General features: G+C 33.0%; 17 protein-coding genes. 8 read left to right on the top strand and 9 right to left on the bottom strand.

Annotated features, from left to right (window positions below; genetic code table 11):
- Nucleotides 1–37 precede the first annotated feature (37 nt).
- Together AC2DZ0_RS02810 and AC2DZ0_RS02805 are read right to left on the bottom strand one after the other, a co-directional pair.
- Nucleotides 38–2500: a M1 family aminopeptidase gene (locus AC2DZ0_RS02810; RefSeq protein WP_484643529.1), complete on the bottom strand. Its 2463-nt coding sequence runs from the start codon at nt 2498–2500 to the stop codon at nt 38–40.
- An 89-nt stretch (nt 2501–2589) separates the two neighbouring features.
- On the bottom strand, nt 2590–3501 hold the full coding sequence (locus AC2DZ0_RS02805) for a patatin-like phospholipase family protein (RefSeq protein ID WP_484643527.1): 912 nt from the start codon (nt 3499–3501) through the stop codon (nt 2590–2592).
- An 81-nt stretch (nt 3502–3582) separates the two neighbouring features.
- On the opposite strand from AC2DZ0_RS02805, the gene AC2DZ0_RS02800 reads away from it, so the two are divergent.
- Nucleotides 3583–4152, top strand: a complete 570-nt coding sequence (locus AC2DZ0_RS02800; RefSeq protein ID WP_484643526.1) for a hypothetical protein — start codon at nt 3583–3585, stop codon at nt 4150–4152.
- 2 nt (nt 4153–4154) lie between these two features.
- Nucleotides 4155–5264: a MauE/DoxX family redox-associated membrane protein gene (locus AC2DZ0_RS02795; protein ID WP_484643525.1), complete on the top strand. Its 1110-nt coding sequence runs from the start codon at nt 4155–4157 to the stop codon at nt 5262–5264.
- Nucleotides 5265–5267: 3 nt separating this feature from the next.
- Here AC2DZ0_RS02795 and AC2DZ0_RS02790 read toward each other — a convergent pair whose 3' ends face one another.
- Nucleotides 5268–5429: a hypothetical protein gene (locus AC2DZ0_RS02790; RefSeq protein ID WP_484643524.1), complete on the bottom strand. Its 162-nt coding sequence runs from the start codon at nt 5427–5429 to the stop codon at nt 5268–5270.
- A gap of 72 nt (nt 5430–5501) precedes the next feature.
- Between AC2DZ0_RS02790 and AC2DZ0_RS02785 the strand changes: the two genes are divergently transcribed.
- Entirely contained in the window at nt 5502–6785 is a 1284-nt protein-coding gene (locus tag AC2DZ0_RS02785; RefSeq protein ID WP_484643522.1) for a M28 family metallopeptidase, read from the top strand.
- A gap of 69 nt (nt 6786–6854) precedes the next feature.
- Nucleotides 6855–7301, top strand: a complete 447-nt coding sequence (locus tag AC2DZ0_RS02780) for a hypothetical protein (RefSeq protein WP_484491507.1) — start codon at nt 6855–6857, stop codon at nt 7299–7301.
- Between the two features lie 133 nt (nt 7302–7434).
- On the opposite strand, the gene AC2DZ0_RS02775 is transcribed toward AC2DZ0_RS02780, so the two are convergent.
- Nucleotides 7435–7728: an ArsR/SmtB family transcription factor gene (locus tag AC2DZ0_RS02775; RefSeq protein ID WP_484643521.1), complete on the bottom strand. Its 294-nt coding sequence runs from the start codon at nt 7726–7728 to the stop codon at nt 7435–7437.
- Between the two features lie 297 nt (nt 7729–8025).
- On the opposite strand from AC2DZ0_RS02775, the gene AC2DZ0_RS02770 reads away from it, so the two are divergent.
- The 4 genes from AC2DZ0_RS02770 (at nt 8026) to AC2DZ0_RS02755 (ending at nt 12080) form a co-directional block, all read left to right on the top strand.
- Complete coding sequence (locus tag AC2DZ0_RS02770; RefSeq protein ID WP_484643520.1) at nt 8026–9084, top strand: acyl-CoA reductase; 1059 nt, start codon at nt 8026–8028, stop codon at nt 9082–9084.
- A gap of 93 nt (nt 9085–9177) precedes the next feature.
- Nucleotides 9178–10239: a 3-phosphoserine/phosphohydroxythreonine transaminase gene (gene serC, locus AC2DZ0_RS02765; protein ID WP_484491504.1), complete on the top strand. Its 1062-nt coding sequence runs from the start codon at nt 9178–9180 to the stop codon at nt 10237–10239.
- A 61-nt stretch (nt 10240–10300) separates the two neighbouring features.
- Entirely contained in the window at nt 10301–11251 is a 951-nt protein-coding gene (locus AC2DZ0_RS02760) for a D-2-hydroxyacid dehydrogenase (RefSeq protein WP_484643519.1), read from the top strand.
- A 148-nt stretch (nt 11252–11399) separates the two neighbouring features.
- Entirely contained in the window at nt 11400–12080 is a 681-nt protein-coding gene (locus AC2DZ0_RS02755; protein ID WP_484491502.1) for a hypothetical protein, read from the top strand.
- Nucleotides 12081–12112: 32 nt separating this feature from the next.
- Here the strand turns inward: AC2DZ0_RS02755 and AC2DZ0_RS02750 are convergent, their stop codons facing one another.
- Genes AC2DZ0_RS02750 through AC2DZ0_RS02730 form a run of 5 tightly spaced genes read right to left on the bottom strand, consistent with a single transcriptional unit; the run spans nt 12113 to nt 18272 of the window.
- A complete protein-coding gene (locus tag AC2DZ0_RS02750) occupies nt 12113–13036 on the bottom strand; it encodes an SGNH/GDSL hydrolase family protein (protein WP_484643518.1) in 924 nt (307 codons plus the stop codon).
- A gap of 2 nt (nt 13037–13038) precedes the next feature.
- Nucleotides 13039–14199 (bottom strand): cytochrome-c peroxidase, encoded by a 1161-nt coding sequence (locus tag AC2DZ0_RS02745; protein ID WP_484643517.1) that lies wholly within the window; start codon nt 14197–14199, stop codon nt 13039–13041.
- A complete protein-coding gene (locus AC2DZ0_RS02740) occupies nt 14199–15578 on the bottom strand; it encodes a DUF2231 domain-containing protein (RefSeq protein WP_484643516.1) in 1380 nt (459 codons plus the stop codon). Before AC2DZ0_RS02740 ends, AC2DZ0_RS02745 begins: the two co-directional genes overlap by 1 nt.
- Before the next feature lie 37 nt (nt 15579–15615).
- The gene (locus AC2DZ0_RS02735; RefSeq protein WP_484643515.1) at nt 15616–16725 is read right to left on the bottom strand and encodes a twin-arginine translocation signal domain-containing protein; all 1110 of its coding nucleotides are present in this window, start codon (nt 16723–16725) and stop codon (nt 15616–15618) included.
- 29 nt (nt 16726–16754) lie between these two features.
- Entirely contained in the window at nt 16755–18272 is a 1518-nt protein-coding gene (locus AC2DZ0_RS02730) for a DUF1501 domain-containing protein (protein WP_484643514.1), read from the bottom strand.
- Nucleotides 18273–18285: the final 13 nt, after the last annotated feature.

Raw genomic sequence — 18285 nt, 5'->3', positions numbered from 1 at the left:
TACGTTTACTGCTTTTATTTCAAAATTTTTATACACACTAAATCCTTATCAACTCCTCTAGCGCTTCATTCACAATTCCAATAATCTCTTTTTTATTAGCATTATTCAACTTATCCTGCTCACTCACCATCTTGCGCAACAGCTTTACACCCTGTTTATCAAAATCATATTTTTTATATTGACGCCCTTTAGCAACAATATCTCCCGTTATATTCTTAAACGCTTTTATATTGTTAGATTTCGCAACCCAATCAAACCCTGACTTAAACAACTTCTTTGTCTCCTCGCTATTTCCGAGATACATGCCTTGTATAATATAATGAGAAACAAACTCCAACTCCTTATCATCTTTCTCCTCTATATAAATCTTTGCCAAAGGATAAGCAATCGTTTTTTTTACGCTATTTGGTAATGTTTTAGCGCGCGCAATTGCAGCTTCCTTATCTAAATAATACAAGGCTTCCAAAGCCGCTCCTTTAACCTTATTCGATGGCGCATTGAAACTTTTCTCAAAAAACTGCTGGTAATCAAAATACACCAAACGCCCCATTACCTTTATTGCCGCTGCCTTTACATGATTATTTTTCGCTGTTTTTGCAATATTTTCAATCTTCTTTATCACTTTTGTTTTAGCATACTTTCCACTAAGATCAATATTCTCTAAAGCCAACACTTGTACTTGATAATTCTCGTCATCAAAGGCATCTACCACCATTCCGAATATCTTTTTATCCATCTGATGCCTCACCAACTCCGACAAAGCTTTTTTTCTATCCTCAAAATGAGAAGCATGTGTTAAAATAAATTTATGCTCCGCTAAAGTTTTATTCTCTACAAACTCTGCCAACAACACATGATTCGCATCCACATGTATCCAATCTGGATATTTCTCATAAGAAAAAGTCACCGATTTCTCAACATTATCGACAAACAACTCAATTTGTCGCTTTTTACCATTTTCATATACATCAATCAATATCGGAAAATAAAACTCTTTCCCCAATTGCCTCAAAGTAACAGTAACCGTTTTTTCCAAAACATTATAATCATGTGACACCCTAATCTCAGGATGACCAGATCCATAAAACCATTGATCAAAAAACCAATTCAAATCCCTCCCCGAAACCTTTTCAAAAGCCATTCTCAACTGAGGAACCTCTGTTGAACCGTATTGATTTTCAATCAAATACAAATGAAGTCCTTTAAAAAAAGCTTCTTCCCCTATATAATTCTTGAGCATATGCAGCACAGCACCACCTTTATTATAGCTCACAAGATCAAAAACATCTTCTCTATTCTCATAATCAAACCTCACTAAATCTCTATGCTGCACACCTCCATTCTTGTAGGCATCTACAGCCTTAATCCTGTGCTCTTCAGCTCGGTCATAACCATATTCATGCTCTAACCACAAGTACTCACTATAATTAGCAAATGATTCATTCAAACTTATATTAGCCCAGTTTTCTGTTGTTACCAAATCACCAAACCAATGATGAAATAACTCATGTGCAATAATAGGCTCCCAAGAATTACCATCGATCAAATCTCCCTCTGTTTGATATGCCATGTCTGCATGTGAAACAGCAGTCGTATTCTCCATTGCTCCACTCACAAAATCTCTAACAACCACTTGACTATACTTATCCCAAACATAGTCAACACCAGTAATTTCAGAAAAGAAATCCATCATTTTAGGCGTCTTACCAAAAATACGCCTCGCCAAATACTCCTGTTCTTTTTCTACATAATAGCTAACCTCTTTTCCTTTCCACTCATCCTTAACAATCGAAAATTCACCTATCCCCATAAAAAACAAATAAGGAGCATGCTTTTGTTTCATCACCCAATAATCCGTTCGCTCCTTATTCTCATGTGTCACCTGCTTCTCTAACATTCCGTTAGACAAGGTTACATAAGAATCTGGAACCCTGATTGAAATCTCTTGAGTTGTTTTCTGATTTGGACTATCTATTGTAGGAAACCAACAACTACTTGCCTCCGTTTCACCTTGAGTCCAAATTTGAGTTGGCTTATCTTCATCCAAGCCTTTTGCATTCACAAAATACAATCCTTTAGCACTTGTTATTGCTCTACTACCTTCTTGCCTTACTTTTGAAGGATCCGCAACGTACTCAATATACAATTCTAAAGTATCTAACCTTGTATACAACCTACCAAGATCAATAAACAACTTAGAACCATTATTTGAATAACTCAACTCATTTCCTTCTGATACGATTTTTGCAATTTGCATGCCTTTTGCATCCAGCGTCAATTTATCTGCCTCATAAAAATAAGGCCTTAATGAAACCCACTCTTTTCCAAATAACAATTCTTTTGGGATATCAAAACCAACCTCTAATTTTGTATGAATCAGTTCAAATTCTTTTTCATACAAACTAGCATTTAAATAACTTGTTTTTTTTGAATTTCCTTGACCAAACACTAGTGCTGGTATAGCCACCAACAAAATTATTAAGACTTTCATTACTTTCATATAGACAAAGGTGTTTACTGCAAAAATAACCAACCTAGTCATTTTGACCTATAATTATCTGTTAAAAGCAAGCCTAGCCCAATACAGAACTATTTATCAAACTTAATGTGATTTGTTTGCTGATCATAAATAGACTCCGCATAAGCATAGCCTTCTTTCCACCATGAGGCCATTTTTTTCTTATCAAAAATCAACGAATTCACAGTCAATACAGTTGGTGTATAATATAAATTCAGCTTTACATCTTTGTGCCTTGCCGCCAATTTACCAATTGTAACATTGTGTTTTTCTACATTACCTAACAAAAACTCAAACAAAGATGAAATCAGAGAAAATGGATTTTTAACCGGAAGATTGTTATAATACTTAACTTCTGTATCTAGAATAATCACATCCACCTCTTTTGCTCCTCGATTAATTGCTTCACGAATAGGAACCAAACTACCAAAGCCCCCATCTGCATACTGACAATTGTTTTTCTCAAACAAACTCATAAACGGGACGTAATTACACGAAGCCCATATCCAATCGCAAAAATCATCATATGCGTAATCATAAATAGACTTATACTCAATTATACTCTCCGTTAGATTAGAAACAGTAACAACAACTTCCTTATTATATTCACGCAACTCATTATAATAAGCTTCGGTCAAGTTTTTTTTAATAAGACGTCGTAAATTATTACTCTCCCCAAAAGTTTTTTTCTTTCTAATAAAATTCCAAAGTACATGCATGTGATTAATACTTATCACTTTTTCTCCATGTACTTTTTTAATATAAAAAGGGTTGTTATCAAAAATACTACGATTTGTTACGTTTGTATACAATTCTTTCAACTCCGCAGTTCTACCCAAAGCTAAATGAGAAATCAGCAAACTTCCTGTAGAAGTCCCTATAAATAAATCATACGATTTTTGTTGCTTCTTGATAAGATACTCTGCAACACCCCCAGCAAAAGCTCCTTTACTTCCTCCGCCAGATATAACCAATGCTTTCATAGAATGTTCCTCTCTTTTTTAGTAATTTTGATAAATGTAGCGAAATTGCACTCAATTGAAAACAGAATACTGCATTTATTTATGAAAAAACACTTTCTTTTATACTTTCTCTTTGGAACCCTAGTACTCACCAATTGCACTAATAATAAACTTAGTACAAAACTAAATTTAAACTGTACTTCACAAGTTTCTTCTGAAGAGTTAAAAAACTGTAAAGAACCTAATGGTCATTTTGAAATAAACCTCCCTAAACACTTTAAACGAGAATTTTTCATCAGTGAAAATGAATCCAGACTCTATTTTGCAGACACCACAAAAGAACTCAGCGAAACTGTAATTACCGATATCGGAATATACTTTGAGAAAAAAAATATTGACAATGTTTTTTTTCAAAACAGAACAAAATCACTCAAAAAAAACAACCCAGAATCCACAGTTATAGCGGAAGAAATAAACTTTCAAGACAAGCAAGGTTATATATTTTATTTCAATTCAAAAGAAAAAAACTTCCCTAAAAATAGCGTTGAAATATTTTTACAAAACCAAAACAACACCTATTATCTTATTTCCATGGATGCATATGGAGAACAAAATAAAGAAGAACGTTTTTGCAAGGCGTTGCATATTATTGAAAAAAGTTATTTTTATTAATTATGTCACAATATTTAGATAAATTATCGGACAGTCAAAAAATATCCGGGATACAAAACCTTGCTATCTTAGGCTTTTTAGTCACCTCTATATATGCCCCAGAGCTATGGATCAACACTAAAGATTTCCCTACAATTCCATTATTTGAAAACATATACACGCCAACAACTCCCTTTGACACTATATTCGCCGGAATCTTTTTCGGCTTGATGATCTTTCAAATTTTTAAACCTAAAAAAGTAGTCGGACTCAGCATCACACTCTTTTATACTTACCTATGCTTTGTTGACCAGAACAGACTACAACCTTATTTCTATCAAAGCATATTAACCATTTTCTTTATCAACATATTCCCAAACAAAGGAAGAGAAAGAACCATCATTTTTGCAGTTTCTTTATTGTTTTTTGCTACCTATTTTTGGAGTGGTATCCACAAACTAAACGCTATTTTCTACGAACAATGGCTTGGAGCACTTTTAAAACATTTCTCTTTTGTTCCGAAGCAACTATTGCTAGCTTTCACATACGCTGTTCCTTATATTGAAGCTTTATTCGGTGTTTGTTTATTTATCAACAAAACCAGAAAGTTAGCAATCTTAGGAATTGTAGGGATGCACGCAACTATTGTTGTAATGCTATTCTATTTAGGTTATGGTTTCAATGTGGTCCCTTGGAATCTTCAAAACATTCTAAGTGTCATAATTTTATTCTGGAGCTACCAAACACAAAACACATTAGAAACTTTTTTTAAAAATTTCAATTACAAAAAAAGTATCGTCATTCTGTTTACAATACTTCTTCCACTAAGCAATCTTTTTGGCTACTATGACCATCTATTATCATTTAGCTTTTTCACCTCTAAGTTGAATTATTACTATATTGAACTCATTGATGAAGATTTAAAAGAAAATCTACCACCGCATATCAAAAAATATTGCCGTACAGATGAAGACAAAACAATTATTTACGCAAATGAATGGGCTGGAGAAATTAATAGAGTTTTATTTTACCCTGAAAAAAGATGTATCTTATATTTAGAAAAATATATTCAAAATTTTTCAGCTAAAGAAAACAAAGAAAAAACCACTAGACTTGTGGTTTACAACAAGTAAAAATCATTTACCCTCTCTTTCATTTGATTTATCTTTGATTTTAGTTAATTTATTTTGAGAAATGCGAACTCTACCAGAATTCACAAGAGCCTCCAAATTAACAGGCTTTGCATCAGAGTGATTCTTTTCTTTTTGTTTCTCTAAAATCTTTTTAAAAAGTGTCATCTTAAAAAATATATTTAACAAAGATAATGATATTGAAACTTATTCTTTAACACTTGAAAAAAATAACATAATATGAAAAAAGTAGCTTGTTTCTTTTTTGCGATCTTTATTTCTCAACTCAACTACAGTCAGCTATCGTATGCTAAAAAAAACGTAAAAAAATTAAGCTCCAAGAAAATGAATGGCAGAGGCTATGTTAAAAATGGCCACCTAAAAGCCGCTACTTACATTTCCAAAGAATTTAAAAAACAACATTTATTAAAGTTTGAAAATAGCTATTTCCAAACTTTTCACACCTCTGTCAACACACAACCCAACAAAATTTTACTCAAATTAAACAACAACAAACTAAAACCTGGCGTTGATTTTTTAATCAACCCTGCAAGTCCAAGCATTTCTGGAGATTATGAAACCACCTATATCTCCATAGAAAACCTACTAGATAAAAATACCCTCCTTGAAAAAATTGAAAACTCAAAAAATAAAATTTTATTAATCGACCTTCAAAAAATAAAAGAAGTTTCCAAAAACAATCAAAAAAAACTAAACGAAATTACAAACTTCCTAGTCTACTCTCCTGACATTCAATGTAGAGCTACAATTATTTTTAAACATGAAAAACTCACTTGGACTGGTAGCACACAGCAAATTTCGAAAGCCAGCTTTACGATAAATAAGACAATCGACACTAAAAAAATTAAAACCGTTTACTTAAACTGTGAAAGCGTATTTCTTGAAAAAGAAAAAACACAAAATGTAATAGGCTACGTCAAGGGTTCCTCCCAAACAGACTCAACTATAGTTATCTCTGCACACTATGACCACCTTGGTATGATGGGTAAAAAAACCATTTTCCCTGGTGCCAACGACAACGCGAGCGGAGTTGCCCTACTATTAGACCTCGCCAAACATTACTCTCTCAAAACAAACCAACCAAAATACGATATCATTTTTATCGCCTTTGGAGGAGAAGAAATCGGACTATTAGGGTCTAAATACTATACAGAAAACCCACTTTCACCACTCGATAAAATAAAATTCTTGTTTAATTTTGATCTTGCTGGAACCGGAGACGAAGGAATTAAAGTAGTGAATGCTACAGAATTCATGCATCAATTCAATCAATTAACCAATCTAAACAAAACAAACTCTTTATTACCTGCTATTAAACCAAGAGGTCCAGCATGCAACAGTGACCATTGTTTTTTCTACAACAAAGGAGTACCTAGCTTTTACATATATACATTGGGCGGAATTAAGGCATACCATGATATATACGACCAATACCACACACTTCCATTTACAGAGTTTGAAAACTATGCCAAATTACTAAAACTCTATATTGACACGTTTTAAATCTTTTATTTGATGTTTATTTTTAGTATCTTTAAGAGAACCACTAATACAAACTTCAAATCAAAACATATGGAAACTTCAAAAATCATCATCAACAATGCGTTAAAAATTTTCTTTGGAATTGTAGCTTATTTCTTTCTAATGAAAGTTCTAGGACTTGAAAATATTACAGAACTCCGATTATTTAATTTTCTGATTGTAGTATGGGGAGTAAATTCAGCGATCAAACAAAACCTCTACAGAAACCACAACAACACCTATTTAACAAACTTATCCATTGGCTTCTCAACTTCTTTTTTTGCTGTATTAGCTGTAGCTTTTTCATTAATTTTCTATATCACTTTTATAAATTACGAATTACTTCATGTAATGGAAAACTCAAGTGTTTGGGGAAAAAACCTATCCTTAGGGAAAGTAGTTTTTGCAATTCTCATCGAAGGATTGGCCTCCTCCGTTATCTGCACATTTATCATAATGCAATATTGGAAAAAATTCAAAACAAACATTCTAGCATAAGCAACTATCAAACTAAAAAAGGTGAATCTATAGATTCACCTTTTTTAGTTTACATTTAAATCTTAAAACACTTGGAAGAACTCGTTACGAACTGTATCATTTTTTAAAATCGCCAGTTTTTTCTTCTAAGATATCAGCGTGCAGGTAGAATGAAAACTAACGACTTATCAACCAAACTATAATAATTAAATTTTCCTTTTTTTACCGAACTTAAAACCCCGTTGTCTTTCATTTTTATCAAATGATGTGACAACATAGATTGTTCCACTTCTGAGGAAATAATCTCTTTTATCTTAGAAACTGTCAAACTCTCTTTATCTCCCAAAGCTTCCAAAATCTGCAAACGAACAGGATGCGCGATCACCTTTAGCACACTTGCCGTTTTTGTAAGTTTTCTTAAATAATTAGATTGGAGATTAGCAGACATAGAATAATTTTAAACAAATATATGAACATATGTTGTTTTATTCAAATATTAATATATCTTTGTACAAACAAACTGTAAATCAGTATGTTCATACCCCAAACTATGAAATTAGAATGGAGTTAATTTATATTTGAATGGTACTTACCCCATACCACAGAATGAATAACTCTTAATACCTAGTCCTTTGTCATACCCCGCAAAGGACTTTTCATTTATACAACTAAAGGTTTTTTACTTTTTAGAATCTTACTTTAAACAAACTAAGTACCTTTGCACTTTATTTAAATTACTAATACAATGGTTTTGACCCAACGAAAAGAGGCATTTATCAAACTAGGCTTGTTTCTAAGTCAATTTTCTACAAAAGGAATTACAAAAAAAGAAGACATCTTATTCAATGATTTGTTTTTTGACGCCTTTAAAATGCAGATTTCTAGAGCAAAGGAGTTTAATGGCTGGTTCAATCAAGAAAACGTTTTGTTTTCCTTGGAAAGCTGGAGCAAAGCTTTAACTAATGACAACATTGAAAAGTGGCTTTCTGCATACGAGTTAAACATCTCAACTTCTAAAAGAGTTGCTATTATAATGGCGGGAAACATTCCTCTTGTAGGATTCCATGATTTTTTATGTGTACTTATGTCAGGGCATTCTGTTTTAGCTAAACTATCTTCTAACGATAAAAACTTTATTCCTCTTATAGCTAAATACCTAGAATACGTAGAACCGGAATTCAAGGATAAAATTGAATTTACAGAAAAAAAACTAGACAGTTTTGATGCTGTAATCGCAACAGGTAGTGACAATACGGCTCGCTATTTTGAATATTATTTTGGTAAACATCCTCACATTATCAGAAAAAACAGAAATACTGCTGCTGTTTTATCAGGGGAAGAAAATGATGAGCAACTTGAAAAAATGGCGAATGATGTTTTTAGATACTTTGGTTTAGGTTGTAGGAGTGTCTCTAAATTATTCCTACCTAAAGACTTTGATTTAGATAGGATTTTCAAAGCGGCTTTCCCTCATAAAGATATTGTGAATTATGAAAGATATGCAAACAACTATGAATATAATAAAGCCGTTTATTTAATGAGTCTTTTTGACATTCGAGAAAATGGTTTTTTAATGCTTAAAGAAGATAAAAGCTATGCCTCCCCTATTTCATCGTTATTTTATGAATACTATGAGAATATTGAGGAATTAAAGGGTAAGCTTAAACAAGACTCAGATAAAATACAATGCATAACTAGTGATATTCAAGAGCTTAATTCTATTCCATTGGGTGAAACACAAAACCCTCAATTATGGGATTATGCAGATAACGTAGATACCCTTAAATTTTTATTAACATTATAGTTGATAATTTTACAAATTTTAAATTGTCAAATAAATAAAATTGTCGAAATTTGCGATTCGTTTTTACGACAATCATTATAGAAATCAAATACCATGAAGAAACATAATTTTAGCGCAGGACCATCTATCTTGCCTCAAGAAGTATTAAAAAAAGCAAGTGAAGCAGTTATTGATTTTAACGGATTAGGATTATCTCTAATTGAAATTTCACACAGAAGTAAAGATTTCATCGCTGTAATGGACAAAGCGCAAGCTTTGGTAAAAGAATTATTAGAACTACCAGAAGGGTATTCTGTATTATTCTTACAAGGAGGTGCAAGTACAGAGTTCTTAATGGCTCCTTACAACTTATTAAAAGAAGGTGGTAAAGCTGCCTATGTAGATACTGGAGCATGGAGTTCTAAAGCAATCAAAGAAGCTAAAAACTTTGGAGAAACAGTTGTTGTTGCTTCTTCAAAAGATAAAGGATACAATTATATTCCTAAAGGATATGATGTTCCTGCTGATGCAGACTATATTCACTTTACTTCAAACAATACTATTTTTGGAACTCAACTAAATGAGTTTCCAGGTGGTGATGTATTGAAAGTTGTAGACATGAGTTCTGACATTTTCTCTAGAAAAATTGACTTCTCTCAATTTGATGTTGTTTATGCTGGTGCTCAGAAAAACATGGGACCTTCTGGAACTACATTGGTCATTGTAAAGGATGCAGTTTTTGGAACATCAGGAAGAACAATTCCTTCAATGTTAGATTACGCTGTACACGCAAAAGCTGGAAGTATGTTTAATACTCCGCCTGTTTTCCCTGTATACGTTTCTATGTTGACCTTAGAATGGTTAAAAGCCAAAGGTGGTGTTGAGGCTATGGAGAAAATCAACAATGAGAAAGCTGCTTTATTATACAACGAAATAGATAACAATCCTGCATTTGTAGGGTTTGCTGCAAAAGAAGATCGTTCTAACATGAACGTTACCTTTACTCTAGCAGATGAGTCTCAAAAAGAAAAATTTGATGCGTTAGCTGCTGCTGCTGGAATTAGTGGAATCAACGGACATAGATCTGTTGGAGGATATAGAGCAAGTATCTATAACGCAATGCCAATTGAAAGTATTCAAGTATTGGTAAATGCAATGCAAGAATTAAACAAATAACATTTAATAAAGTGATGCTTTTCGGCATCACTTTTATTTTTTACTTATAAAATAACATAGAATGAAAGTATTAGCAAATGACGGATTAGCTCAAAGCGGTGTTACTGCTTTAGAAGCTGCTGGTTTCGAAGTAATTTTAACTACGGTTGCTCAAGAGCAACTAGAAACTTACATCAATGAAGAAGGAATTGATGTGATTTTAGTGCGTAGTGCAACTACTGTACGTCAAGAATTAATTGATGCATGTCCATCAATCAAAATTATTGGACGTGGTGGTGTTGGAATGGATAATATTGATGTACAATACGCTAGAGATAAAGGTGTTCATGTAATCAATACTCCTGCTGCATCTTCACATTCAGTTGCTGAATTGGTATTTGCTCATTTGTCAGGTTTAGCTCGTTTTGTACATGATGCCAACAGAAATATGCCTTTAGAAGGTGAAACAAACTTTAAAGGTTTAAAAAAGGCTTACGCTGGTGGAGTTGAATTAAAAGGAAGAACTCTTGGTGTTCTTGGATTCGGAAGAATTGGACAAGCTACTGCTGCAGTTGCTTTAAGACTAGGGATGAAAGTTGTTGCTTTTGATCCTTTTATGGAATCTGCTACTATTTCTCTTGACTTTATCGATGGTCAAAAAATAGATATCAAAGTTGAAACAATCTCTAAAGAAGAAGTATTAAAACAAGCTGACTTCTTAACATTGCACGTACCTGCTCAAGATGAGTACGTAATTGGAGCTAAAGAAATTGAAATCATGAAAGATGGTGCCTTTATTGCAAATGCTGCTCGTGGTGGTGTTGTTGATGAGGTTGCTTTAGTTGCTGCTTTAGAAAGCGGAAAGTTAAGTGGAGCTGCTTTAGATGTATTCGAAACAGAACCAAAACCTGCAGTACAGGTATTAATGAATTCTAAAATTTCATTAACTCCTCATATCGGTGCTGCAACAGGTGAAGCACAAGATAGAATTGGTGGTGAATTAGCAACTCAAATTATTGAATTGTTGAAATAATCACTCTTTCATAAAAATTAAAAGGCTGTCTTTTAAGACAGCCTTATTTTTTGCTCTTATTTTAATTTTAATATAAAATTATAATACTGCTCTATTTTACATTTTTATAAAATTGTAAATTTACCTTACTTAAAATAAGCCCACATATATGGTATTAGATATTATCAATTCCAAAATACAATCCTATAAAGAACATATCCAAGATAGCTCTGCTTATAAATCTTTGTTCAAATGGGATGCTATCAAACAATTTCAAGACAACTGGGACTTAAAAGCTGATGATTTCAAACAAATGTATGAAAACAGTTTTTCTAAAAATGTTTCAACACGTTTATGGGAAGGAGAAAATTTTTTCCCAAAAGAAGCTATGTTTGTCATGCTTGATTACGATCAAGAAAAAGTACGAGGAATGTTCACGAACCTTTTGAATGAAGAAAAGGATTTAGAAGCTAGAATAGAATTCTTTATTTATGATTGTGATACAATGAGAAATCAGATCATTAAAACAAATCCGGAGTTCACAAATCATTTTCATGGTGATTATGCCATGATTTCAATTTATTTGTCTTTTAAATATCCTCAAAAATATTCTATCTATAAATATGACGAATTCAAACAGTTTATGGAGGCTGTAAAAAGTAAATCCATTCCTACTGAAAAAGATATTACTCGATTTTTTAAGGTAATGAAAACGATTAATATCCTTATCTCTAAGGATGAAGAGTTACTTGCTATTCATAAAAAAATTAGAGAAATCAACAACTCATATACTGACGAAAGTCTTTTATTAGCACAAGATTTTTATCATTGTAGCATTAAATTATCCTAATAAAAAAGCTATCCAATTGGATAGCTTTTTTTTTATTCCTTTATTAAAACATCAATTTCGGCGTCAATTACCTTTATCTCAGATATTGCTTTGCTCATTGGCAAGCCTACTTTCATATTTGGTCTTTTATGTTTTGTTTCTGTAAGCCATGCATCTTTTTGTATAATTTGCTTACGTTCTACCAAACTTAATATTCTATCACCATTACTAAAAGTATCAAAACACTCCTTACTTGTATTTTGAAGTCTTTCTAATTCATCTAACGAGATTAATATTTGATTGGCCATCAACCAATGAGAATTTTGTGTTGGATGAATTCCATCATTAGCAAATTTATAGTACGGATTATGCAGTCTATTCATGCCAATTTTAACCATTAAAGGCGTATGAATATCAATCACATTCCAATCATTTGTATACATATTACTGACCACCCAATTAGAGTAAATATCAACCACATTTGTATAAGCCAAATCTCCCTCCTTCTCATAAATAGTTGGTGTTATATAAATTACAGGAATCTCTTCTTTTATCAAACGTTTGTTTAACCAATTCATGCCTTTTTTAAAAGCATCAAATCTAGTTTCATCAAAAGGTAAATATATCCCATCATTGATACCATAACAAGCAAATATAAAATCGGGTTTCGTTTTCTTTAAGATGCGTTTTAACCTTTCTTGTAACTTAGGTCTCTCAAATTTACCATCTGCATGACCTTCTTCTGATAACTGTGAGACAGTTTCACTCGGCAAACCCACGTTTATAAATTCTAAAACACGATCTGGATATTTTAATTTATAATATGCTTCTAAATAAGAAATATAATGCCCTTGATAAGTGATGCTATTTCCAAGAAATACAATTCTTTTGGCATCCTCAGGAATTTTAAATGTTATTTTTTGTGCAAAAGTTAAAAAACTAAAGAGTACTAGGGGTAGGAATACTATTTTTTTCATAATTAATGGATGTTACCTCCTACGGGCAGTTTACTTGGTACCGAAGAAGGAATTTCTTTATCAAAATTTATTGAATTTAAGCTATTAAAGAAAGAAATAATTAATGACATATCCTTAACTTTTATAGAAATTTTTTCTGTCAAGCTATCCATTTCTTTATCAGATACATTTGGATTTATCGAATGACCTGCTGCTATATCTTCATAAAACTCTAACACCGCTTGCAAGTCGTCAAACTGTCCATTATGCATATATGGAGCTGTAAATCGTAAATTTCTTAAACTTGGCGTCCTAAACGCAAATGTACTATCTGTACCAACATCAACGTAAGGAAGCTTTGGGTTTTCTGGAACTCCTAACACATGTAATTTATAGTCCGAAAACATAGGACCACTATGACAAGTCGCACATCCTACAGTTTTAAAAAGTTCAAATCCTTTTTTTTCTCCCTCAGACAAAGCATGCTTGTCCCCTGCCATATATTGATCAAATCTCGAATTTGGGGTCACTAAAGTTCGTTCAAAACTTGCAATGGCTTTGGCTACATTAGAAATATCTACAACGGGATTTTCAGGAAATGCAATGCTAAAATATTCTCGGTATTCTTTTATAGTATTCAATCTAGCTACGATGGTATCCAAAATTTCTTCTTCAGAGTAACGAAATCCCCTCATTTCTTCTAAAGATTGTATAGGTCCTATAGCTTGATCTTCCAAACTCTTTTTTCTAACATCCCAAAACATAGGTGCAATTGCAGGATCATAAAATCCATTTTCATTAATGCCATTAAATGCAGTATTTAAAATCGTGTGGGCATTTCGTTTCACAATAGGAATTTTAGTACCTTTTAGAAACTTTCTAGTGCGGCTCAATCCCACTCCATTTACACCAATAGACAGATCTAAGCCCTCCGCATATCCAAAATCAGGATGATGACAAGAAACACAAGCCACATCTTTATTCCCCGATATTATCGGGTCATAAAATAACAATTTCCCTAACCTAATTTTATCTTTATTAGATGGATTGTCTTTTGGGTGTAAAACAATTTTCGGAAGAGGGATATAAACTCCCTTATTTTTTATTTCTTTTTTTAGAGTATCATTTGAATCCTTGCAGGCCACAAAAGACAACACTACAATCAAAACGAAACAAAACCGCATTAAATACCTAGTATTAAATTTAAATGAGAATCCTTTTTATTGAACTCTTGAATCTGAGCATCAGTAATTTCAGTTTTCCATAGATATACATTTTTCAAGGTTTTAATCGAATTCAATACCTCAAAACAGTTTTGTGTAACCTTTGTTTCATAGATATTCAAACTCCTTAAATTTGGAATTGATGTCAATTTTTGAATCCCAACATCCGTAATTGGGTTTTTATTTAAATGTAATTTTTGCAAATTTTCAAAGGCAGTTAACTTAGCTAATAACGCATCATTCAAATGATTATTTTGAATTGAAAGCCATAAAATATTATTCCTGGCCTTTGTCAAAACATCTATTTTTCTAATCATTTCTTCTTCTGATTTACTTGAATTCTCTGGCAATACCACATCATATAAATTAGATCCAAATACTAATTCCCTCAAAACAAATCCTTCTTGAGTCAACTCATTTAAAACTCCTTGAGGAATTTCTGATACAGTTGCTAGCTTTGCTGCAGCACTTTTTTCATCTAGTCCTAACAACTTACTTGCTGTTTTTAGAATTTCGTCATTCGTTTCTATTTCATTCAATTTCTTAGAAAAATTTGCTTTTCCAGTATTGATCCAATACGCTAATATTTCCTTTTCATCATCTGTCAATCCAGGTTTTCCCTCCGGTGGCATAAATTTTTTATCATGCGGATCAAGCATTACACGTTTGTATATTTCTGATGCATTGGCATCGCCTACAACCAAAGAAAAACCATGTTTCCCTCCCTTAAACATAGATATAGAATCCTGTAATGATAGGGCACCCTTAAGCTTGGATTCATTATGACAACTCAAACATTTTTCTTTTAATATTGGTGCAACTAAATGTCCATATACAGTCGCTTCTTGCACTTCTGTTACCGGTTCTAAAACTAATTGTTCCGGTCTTCCAAACGGTGCATATTCCAATAAATATTCACTACCATGGGTTAAATTTCCACCTAAATGCCCCGTTATACTTATTAAAACGACAATAACAATACTTAGATAAAGGTGAATTTTAGAGTTTTGATCTAATTTTATTTTTAAATAATTCTCTTTTAAAGCCCAAGCGAGCAAGGATATTACAATGGTTATAATGGCAAACCAAAAATGCTGGTCTAACATATCTTGATTATACCCACCACTTTGTGACAACATATACCCCAAAACACTTGCTCCAATTGCTCCTACTCCTCCTAACAACAAAGCCGCAGATATAGCTTTATCAAACTCATTTATTTTCTTGATTCTTTGAAAGATTTCTAACAAAAAGGCAAACAACAAAAAGCCAATTGGTAAATGAACCAATAGCGGGTGAAACCTCCCTAAAAAAATCACAAAATCTGGTACTTCATTCATCTATATATACTTTAAAAATATGAATAGCGTGGCTATATTAAATTCTTTCTAATTTTAACGGAGGTGTTTTATTGGCATTCCATTGACATACATAAATATTTTTATCATTATCTACGCATACATCATGTCCATGAGATATAGGTCTTTCATGTAATTGATACGATTTTTGCAATTCGCCATCAACATATAATGGTGCAGTTGCTCCTGGATTAGACACTACCGTATCTCCTTCCAAAATTGTTACAAATCCCGTAGGTTCTTTCCATGTTGTTCTACCGACTTTTGGTTGCGACCAACACACACCTGCATACAGATTATCACCATCTAAAACAGGTCTACAAACCTGCATATTAGGAAGATGTAAGGTTTTAACATATTTACCATCGAGCGTAAACCATTTAAACGAGGCTTGATTTCTTGAGGTACAAATCACCATAGGATTGTTTTTATCTCGATAATCTATAGCAACACCATGCGCACTTTTCAATTGGTAATTTTTGTCAGGGTTATCACTTCCACCCCAATGTCTGATATATTGACCATTATAATCATACTGAATAATTCTACTCATACCATACCCATCCGCAACATAAATATCACCATTAGGTCCAATTGCTACCTCTGTCGGACAAAATGATTCTCCAGGTTTATAAACTCCAATAGTTTGAGGATGCCCTATATCAAATAGCACACGACCATCTGTTGTTGTTTTTGAAATACGACCGTTATGTTTGATCCATTTTCCACTCTTTCCTAGAAACCAACCAGAGTCCGCTAAAAACAAAAAGTCTTCTCCCCCTTCATTACTAATTGTCAAGCCATGTCCACCTGGATACGCAGTTCCCCAAGTATCCAAAACTTTACCTGATTTATCAAATATGATGATGTTATTGGAAGGATGATCTCCAATCATGATCAATCTTCCTTTACTATCCATTTGCATTTCATGACAGTTTAACAAAGGAGTATGAACAGAACTCATTTGAGCCCAGTCTTTTACTAATTTATATTGATAATCTCCATGCCCCAGAATTGTTTCCTTTTCTATTGGCTTTTTAATCATATGGAAACCAAAGGAAGGAATTGAAGCTAAAGCAACTCCTGCCAAACTGGATTTTTTAATAAAATTTCTTCTTGAACTTTCCATGTATATTGGTTTAGGTTTTTGTTTCTTTTTTAGGCTAATAAATCATTCACAACATTTCCATGAACATCTGTCAATCGATAACGTCGTCCTTGATGTTTGAAAGTAAGTTTTTCATGATCCACACCAAATAAATGCATCAAAGTAGCATGAAAATCATGAACATGTACCGGATCTTTTACCACATTATAACTAAAATCATCAGTTTCACCATAGCTAAAACCTGGTTTTACTCCTGCCCCAGCCATCCACATTGTAAATGCTTTAGGGTGATGATCACGTCCATAATTGGTAGTTGTCAACTGTCCTTGAGAGTAAACCGTTCTCCCGAATTCTCCTCCCCAAACAATCAACGTATCTTCAAACATTCCTCGTTGTTTCAAATCCTTAATCAAAGCAGCATTTGCTTGATCTGTTTTCTTTGAATTTGACTTTACACCACTCGGACAGTATCCATGTTGATCCCAACCTTGATGATATAATTGTACAAACTTTACTCCTTTTTCTAATAATTTACGAGCCATTAAACAATTGGCTGCATAGGTACCCGGATCACGACTGTCTTTACCATACAAATCAAACATATAATCTGGCTCATCAGATAAATCTGTTACCTCGGGCACTGAAGTTTGCATTTTAAAAGCCATTTCATATTGTGACATTCTTGCTTGAATTTCAGGATCGCCATAAGCATCACTTTGCAAGTCATTTAAGTTATTCAAATAATCTAACATATGCCTTCTGTCATGTCCATCATAATTTTCTGGATCACTTAAAAACAATACTGGATCTTTCCCTGATCTAAATTGAACCCCTTGGTGTTCTGTAGGTAAAAATCCATTCCCCCAAAGACTAGCTTTCAAAGGTTGCCCTTTTCCGTTTTTTGAAACTAATGTAATAAAGGTTGGTAAATTTTCATTATCTGATCCTAATCCATAACTCAACCAAGAACCAATCGCAGGCCTACCCGGTAACTGGTGTCCTGTTTGCATAAATGTAATGGCTGGAGTATGGTTTATCTGGTCTGTTTGCATTCCTCTTATAAAACAAATATCATCCACAACTTCAGATAGATATGGCATCGCCTCACTTACCCAAGCTCTTGACTCTCCATACTGTTTAAACTTTAATGAAGATGGAGCAATTGGCAAAGTACTTTGACTACCACTCATCCCCGTCAAACGTTGTCCAGCAATCACAGAATCAGGTAATTCTTTTCCAAACATATCCGTCAACTTCGGTTTGTAATCAAACAAATCTAATTGAGACGGACCTCCACTTTGAAATAAATAAATAATTCGTTTTGCTTTTGGCAAATGATGTGGTAATCCTAGATTATTTTTATTGAATGCTTTTAAAAGCTCTTCGTCTGATTTAGCTTTATTAATTGAAGACCATACTTTATCTGCTCCTAACAAACTACTAAAAGCTAAGGCACCCAACCCCAAAGATGTTTTCTTTAAAAAATGTCTCCTATCAACTTGTTTTTCTATTTCTTGTAAATCTCTATTATTTGATCTTAATTTACTATGTTCATGATTATTACACATATTTATATTTTTT

The organism is Flavicella sp. IMCC45668 (assembly GCF_057219105.1).
Note: the sequence above shows the minus strand (reverse complement) of the source record. Positions and strands in the feature narration are given on the sequence as shown.

What these genes read in the sequence shown, in the direction of transcription:
- AC2DZ0_RS02790 (WP_484643524.1), bottom strand. Translation starts at nt 5,429, where the DNA reads ATGACACTTTTTAAAAAGATTTTAGAGAAACAAAAAGAAAAGAATCAC.
- serC (WP_484491504.1), top strand. Translation starts at nt 9,178, where the DNA reads ATGAAGAAACATAATTTTAGCGCAGGACCATCTATCTTGCCTCAAGAA.
- AC2DZ0_RS02745 (WP_484643517.1), bottom strand. Translation starts at nt 14,199, where the DNA reads ATGCGGTTTTGTTTCGTTTTGATTGTAGTGTTGTCTTTTGTGGCCTGC.
- AC2DZ0_RS02800 (WP_484643526.1), top strand. Translation starts at nt 3,583, where the DNA reads ATGAAAAAACACTTTCTTTTATACTTTCTCTTTGGAACCCTAGTACTC.
- AC2DZ0_RS02755 (WP_484491502.1), top strand. Translation starts at nt 11,400, where the DNA reads ATGGTATTAGATATTATCAATTCCAAAATACAATCCTATAAAGAACAT.
- AC2DZ0_RS02750 (WP_484643518.1), bottom strand. Translation starts at nt 13,036, where the DNA reads ATGAAAAAAATAGTATTCCTACCCCTAGTACTCTTTAGTTTTTTAACT.
- AC2DZ0_RS02795 (WP_484643525.1), top strand. Translation starts at nt 4,155, where the DNA reads ATGTCACAATATTTAGATAAATTATCGGACAGTCAAAAAATATCCGGG.
- AC2DZ0_RS02810 (WP_484643529.1), bottom strand. Translation starts at nt 2,500, where the DNA reads ATGAAAGTAATGAAAGTCTTAATAATTTTGTTGGTGGCTATACCAGCA.
- AC2DZ0_RS02785 (WP_484643522.1), top strand. Translation starts at nt 5,502, where the DNA reads ATGAAAAAAGTAGCTTGTTTCTTTTTTGCGATCTTTATTTCTCAACTC.
- AC2DZ0_RS02770 (WP_484643520.1), top strand. Translation starts at nt 8,026, where the DNA reads ATGGTTTTGACCCAACGAAAAGAGGCATTTATCAAACTAGGCTTGTTT.
- AC2DZ0_RS02730 (WP_484643514.1), bottom strand. Translation starts at nt 18,272, where the DNA reads ATGTGTAATAATCATGAACATAGTAAATTAAGATCAAATAATAGAGAT.
- AC2DZ0_RS02760 (WP_484643519.1), top strand. Translation starts at nt 10,301, where the DNA reads ATGAAAGTATTAGCAAATGACGGATTAGCTCAAAGCGGTGTTACTGCT.
- AC2DZ0_RS02805 (WP_484643527.1), bottom strand. Translation starts at nt 3,501, where the DNA reads ATGAAAGCATTGGTTATATCTGGCGGAGGAAGTAAAGGAGCTTTTGCT.
- AC2DZ0_RS02780 (WP_484491507.1), top strand. Translation starts at nt 6,855, where the DNA reads ATGGAAACTTCAAAAATCATCATCAACAATGCGTTAAAAATTTTCTTT.
- AC2DZ0_RS02740 (WP_484643516.1), bottom strand. Translation starts at nt 15,578, where the DNA reads ATGAATGAAGTACCAGATTTTGTGATTTTTTTAGGGAGGTTTCACCCG.
- AC2DZ0_RS02775 (WP_484643521.1), bottom strand. Translation starts at nt 7,728, where the DNA reads ATGTCTGCTAATCTCCAATCTAATTATTTAAGAAAACTTACAAAAACG.
- AC2DZ0_RS02735 (WP_484643515.1), bottom strand. Translation starts at nt 16,725, where the DNA reads ATGGAAAGTTCAAGAAGAAATTTTATTAAAAAATCCAGTTTGGCAGGA.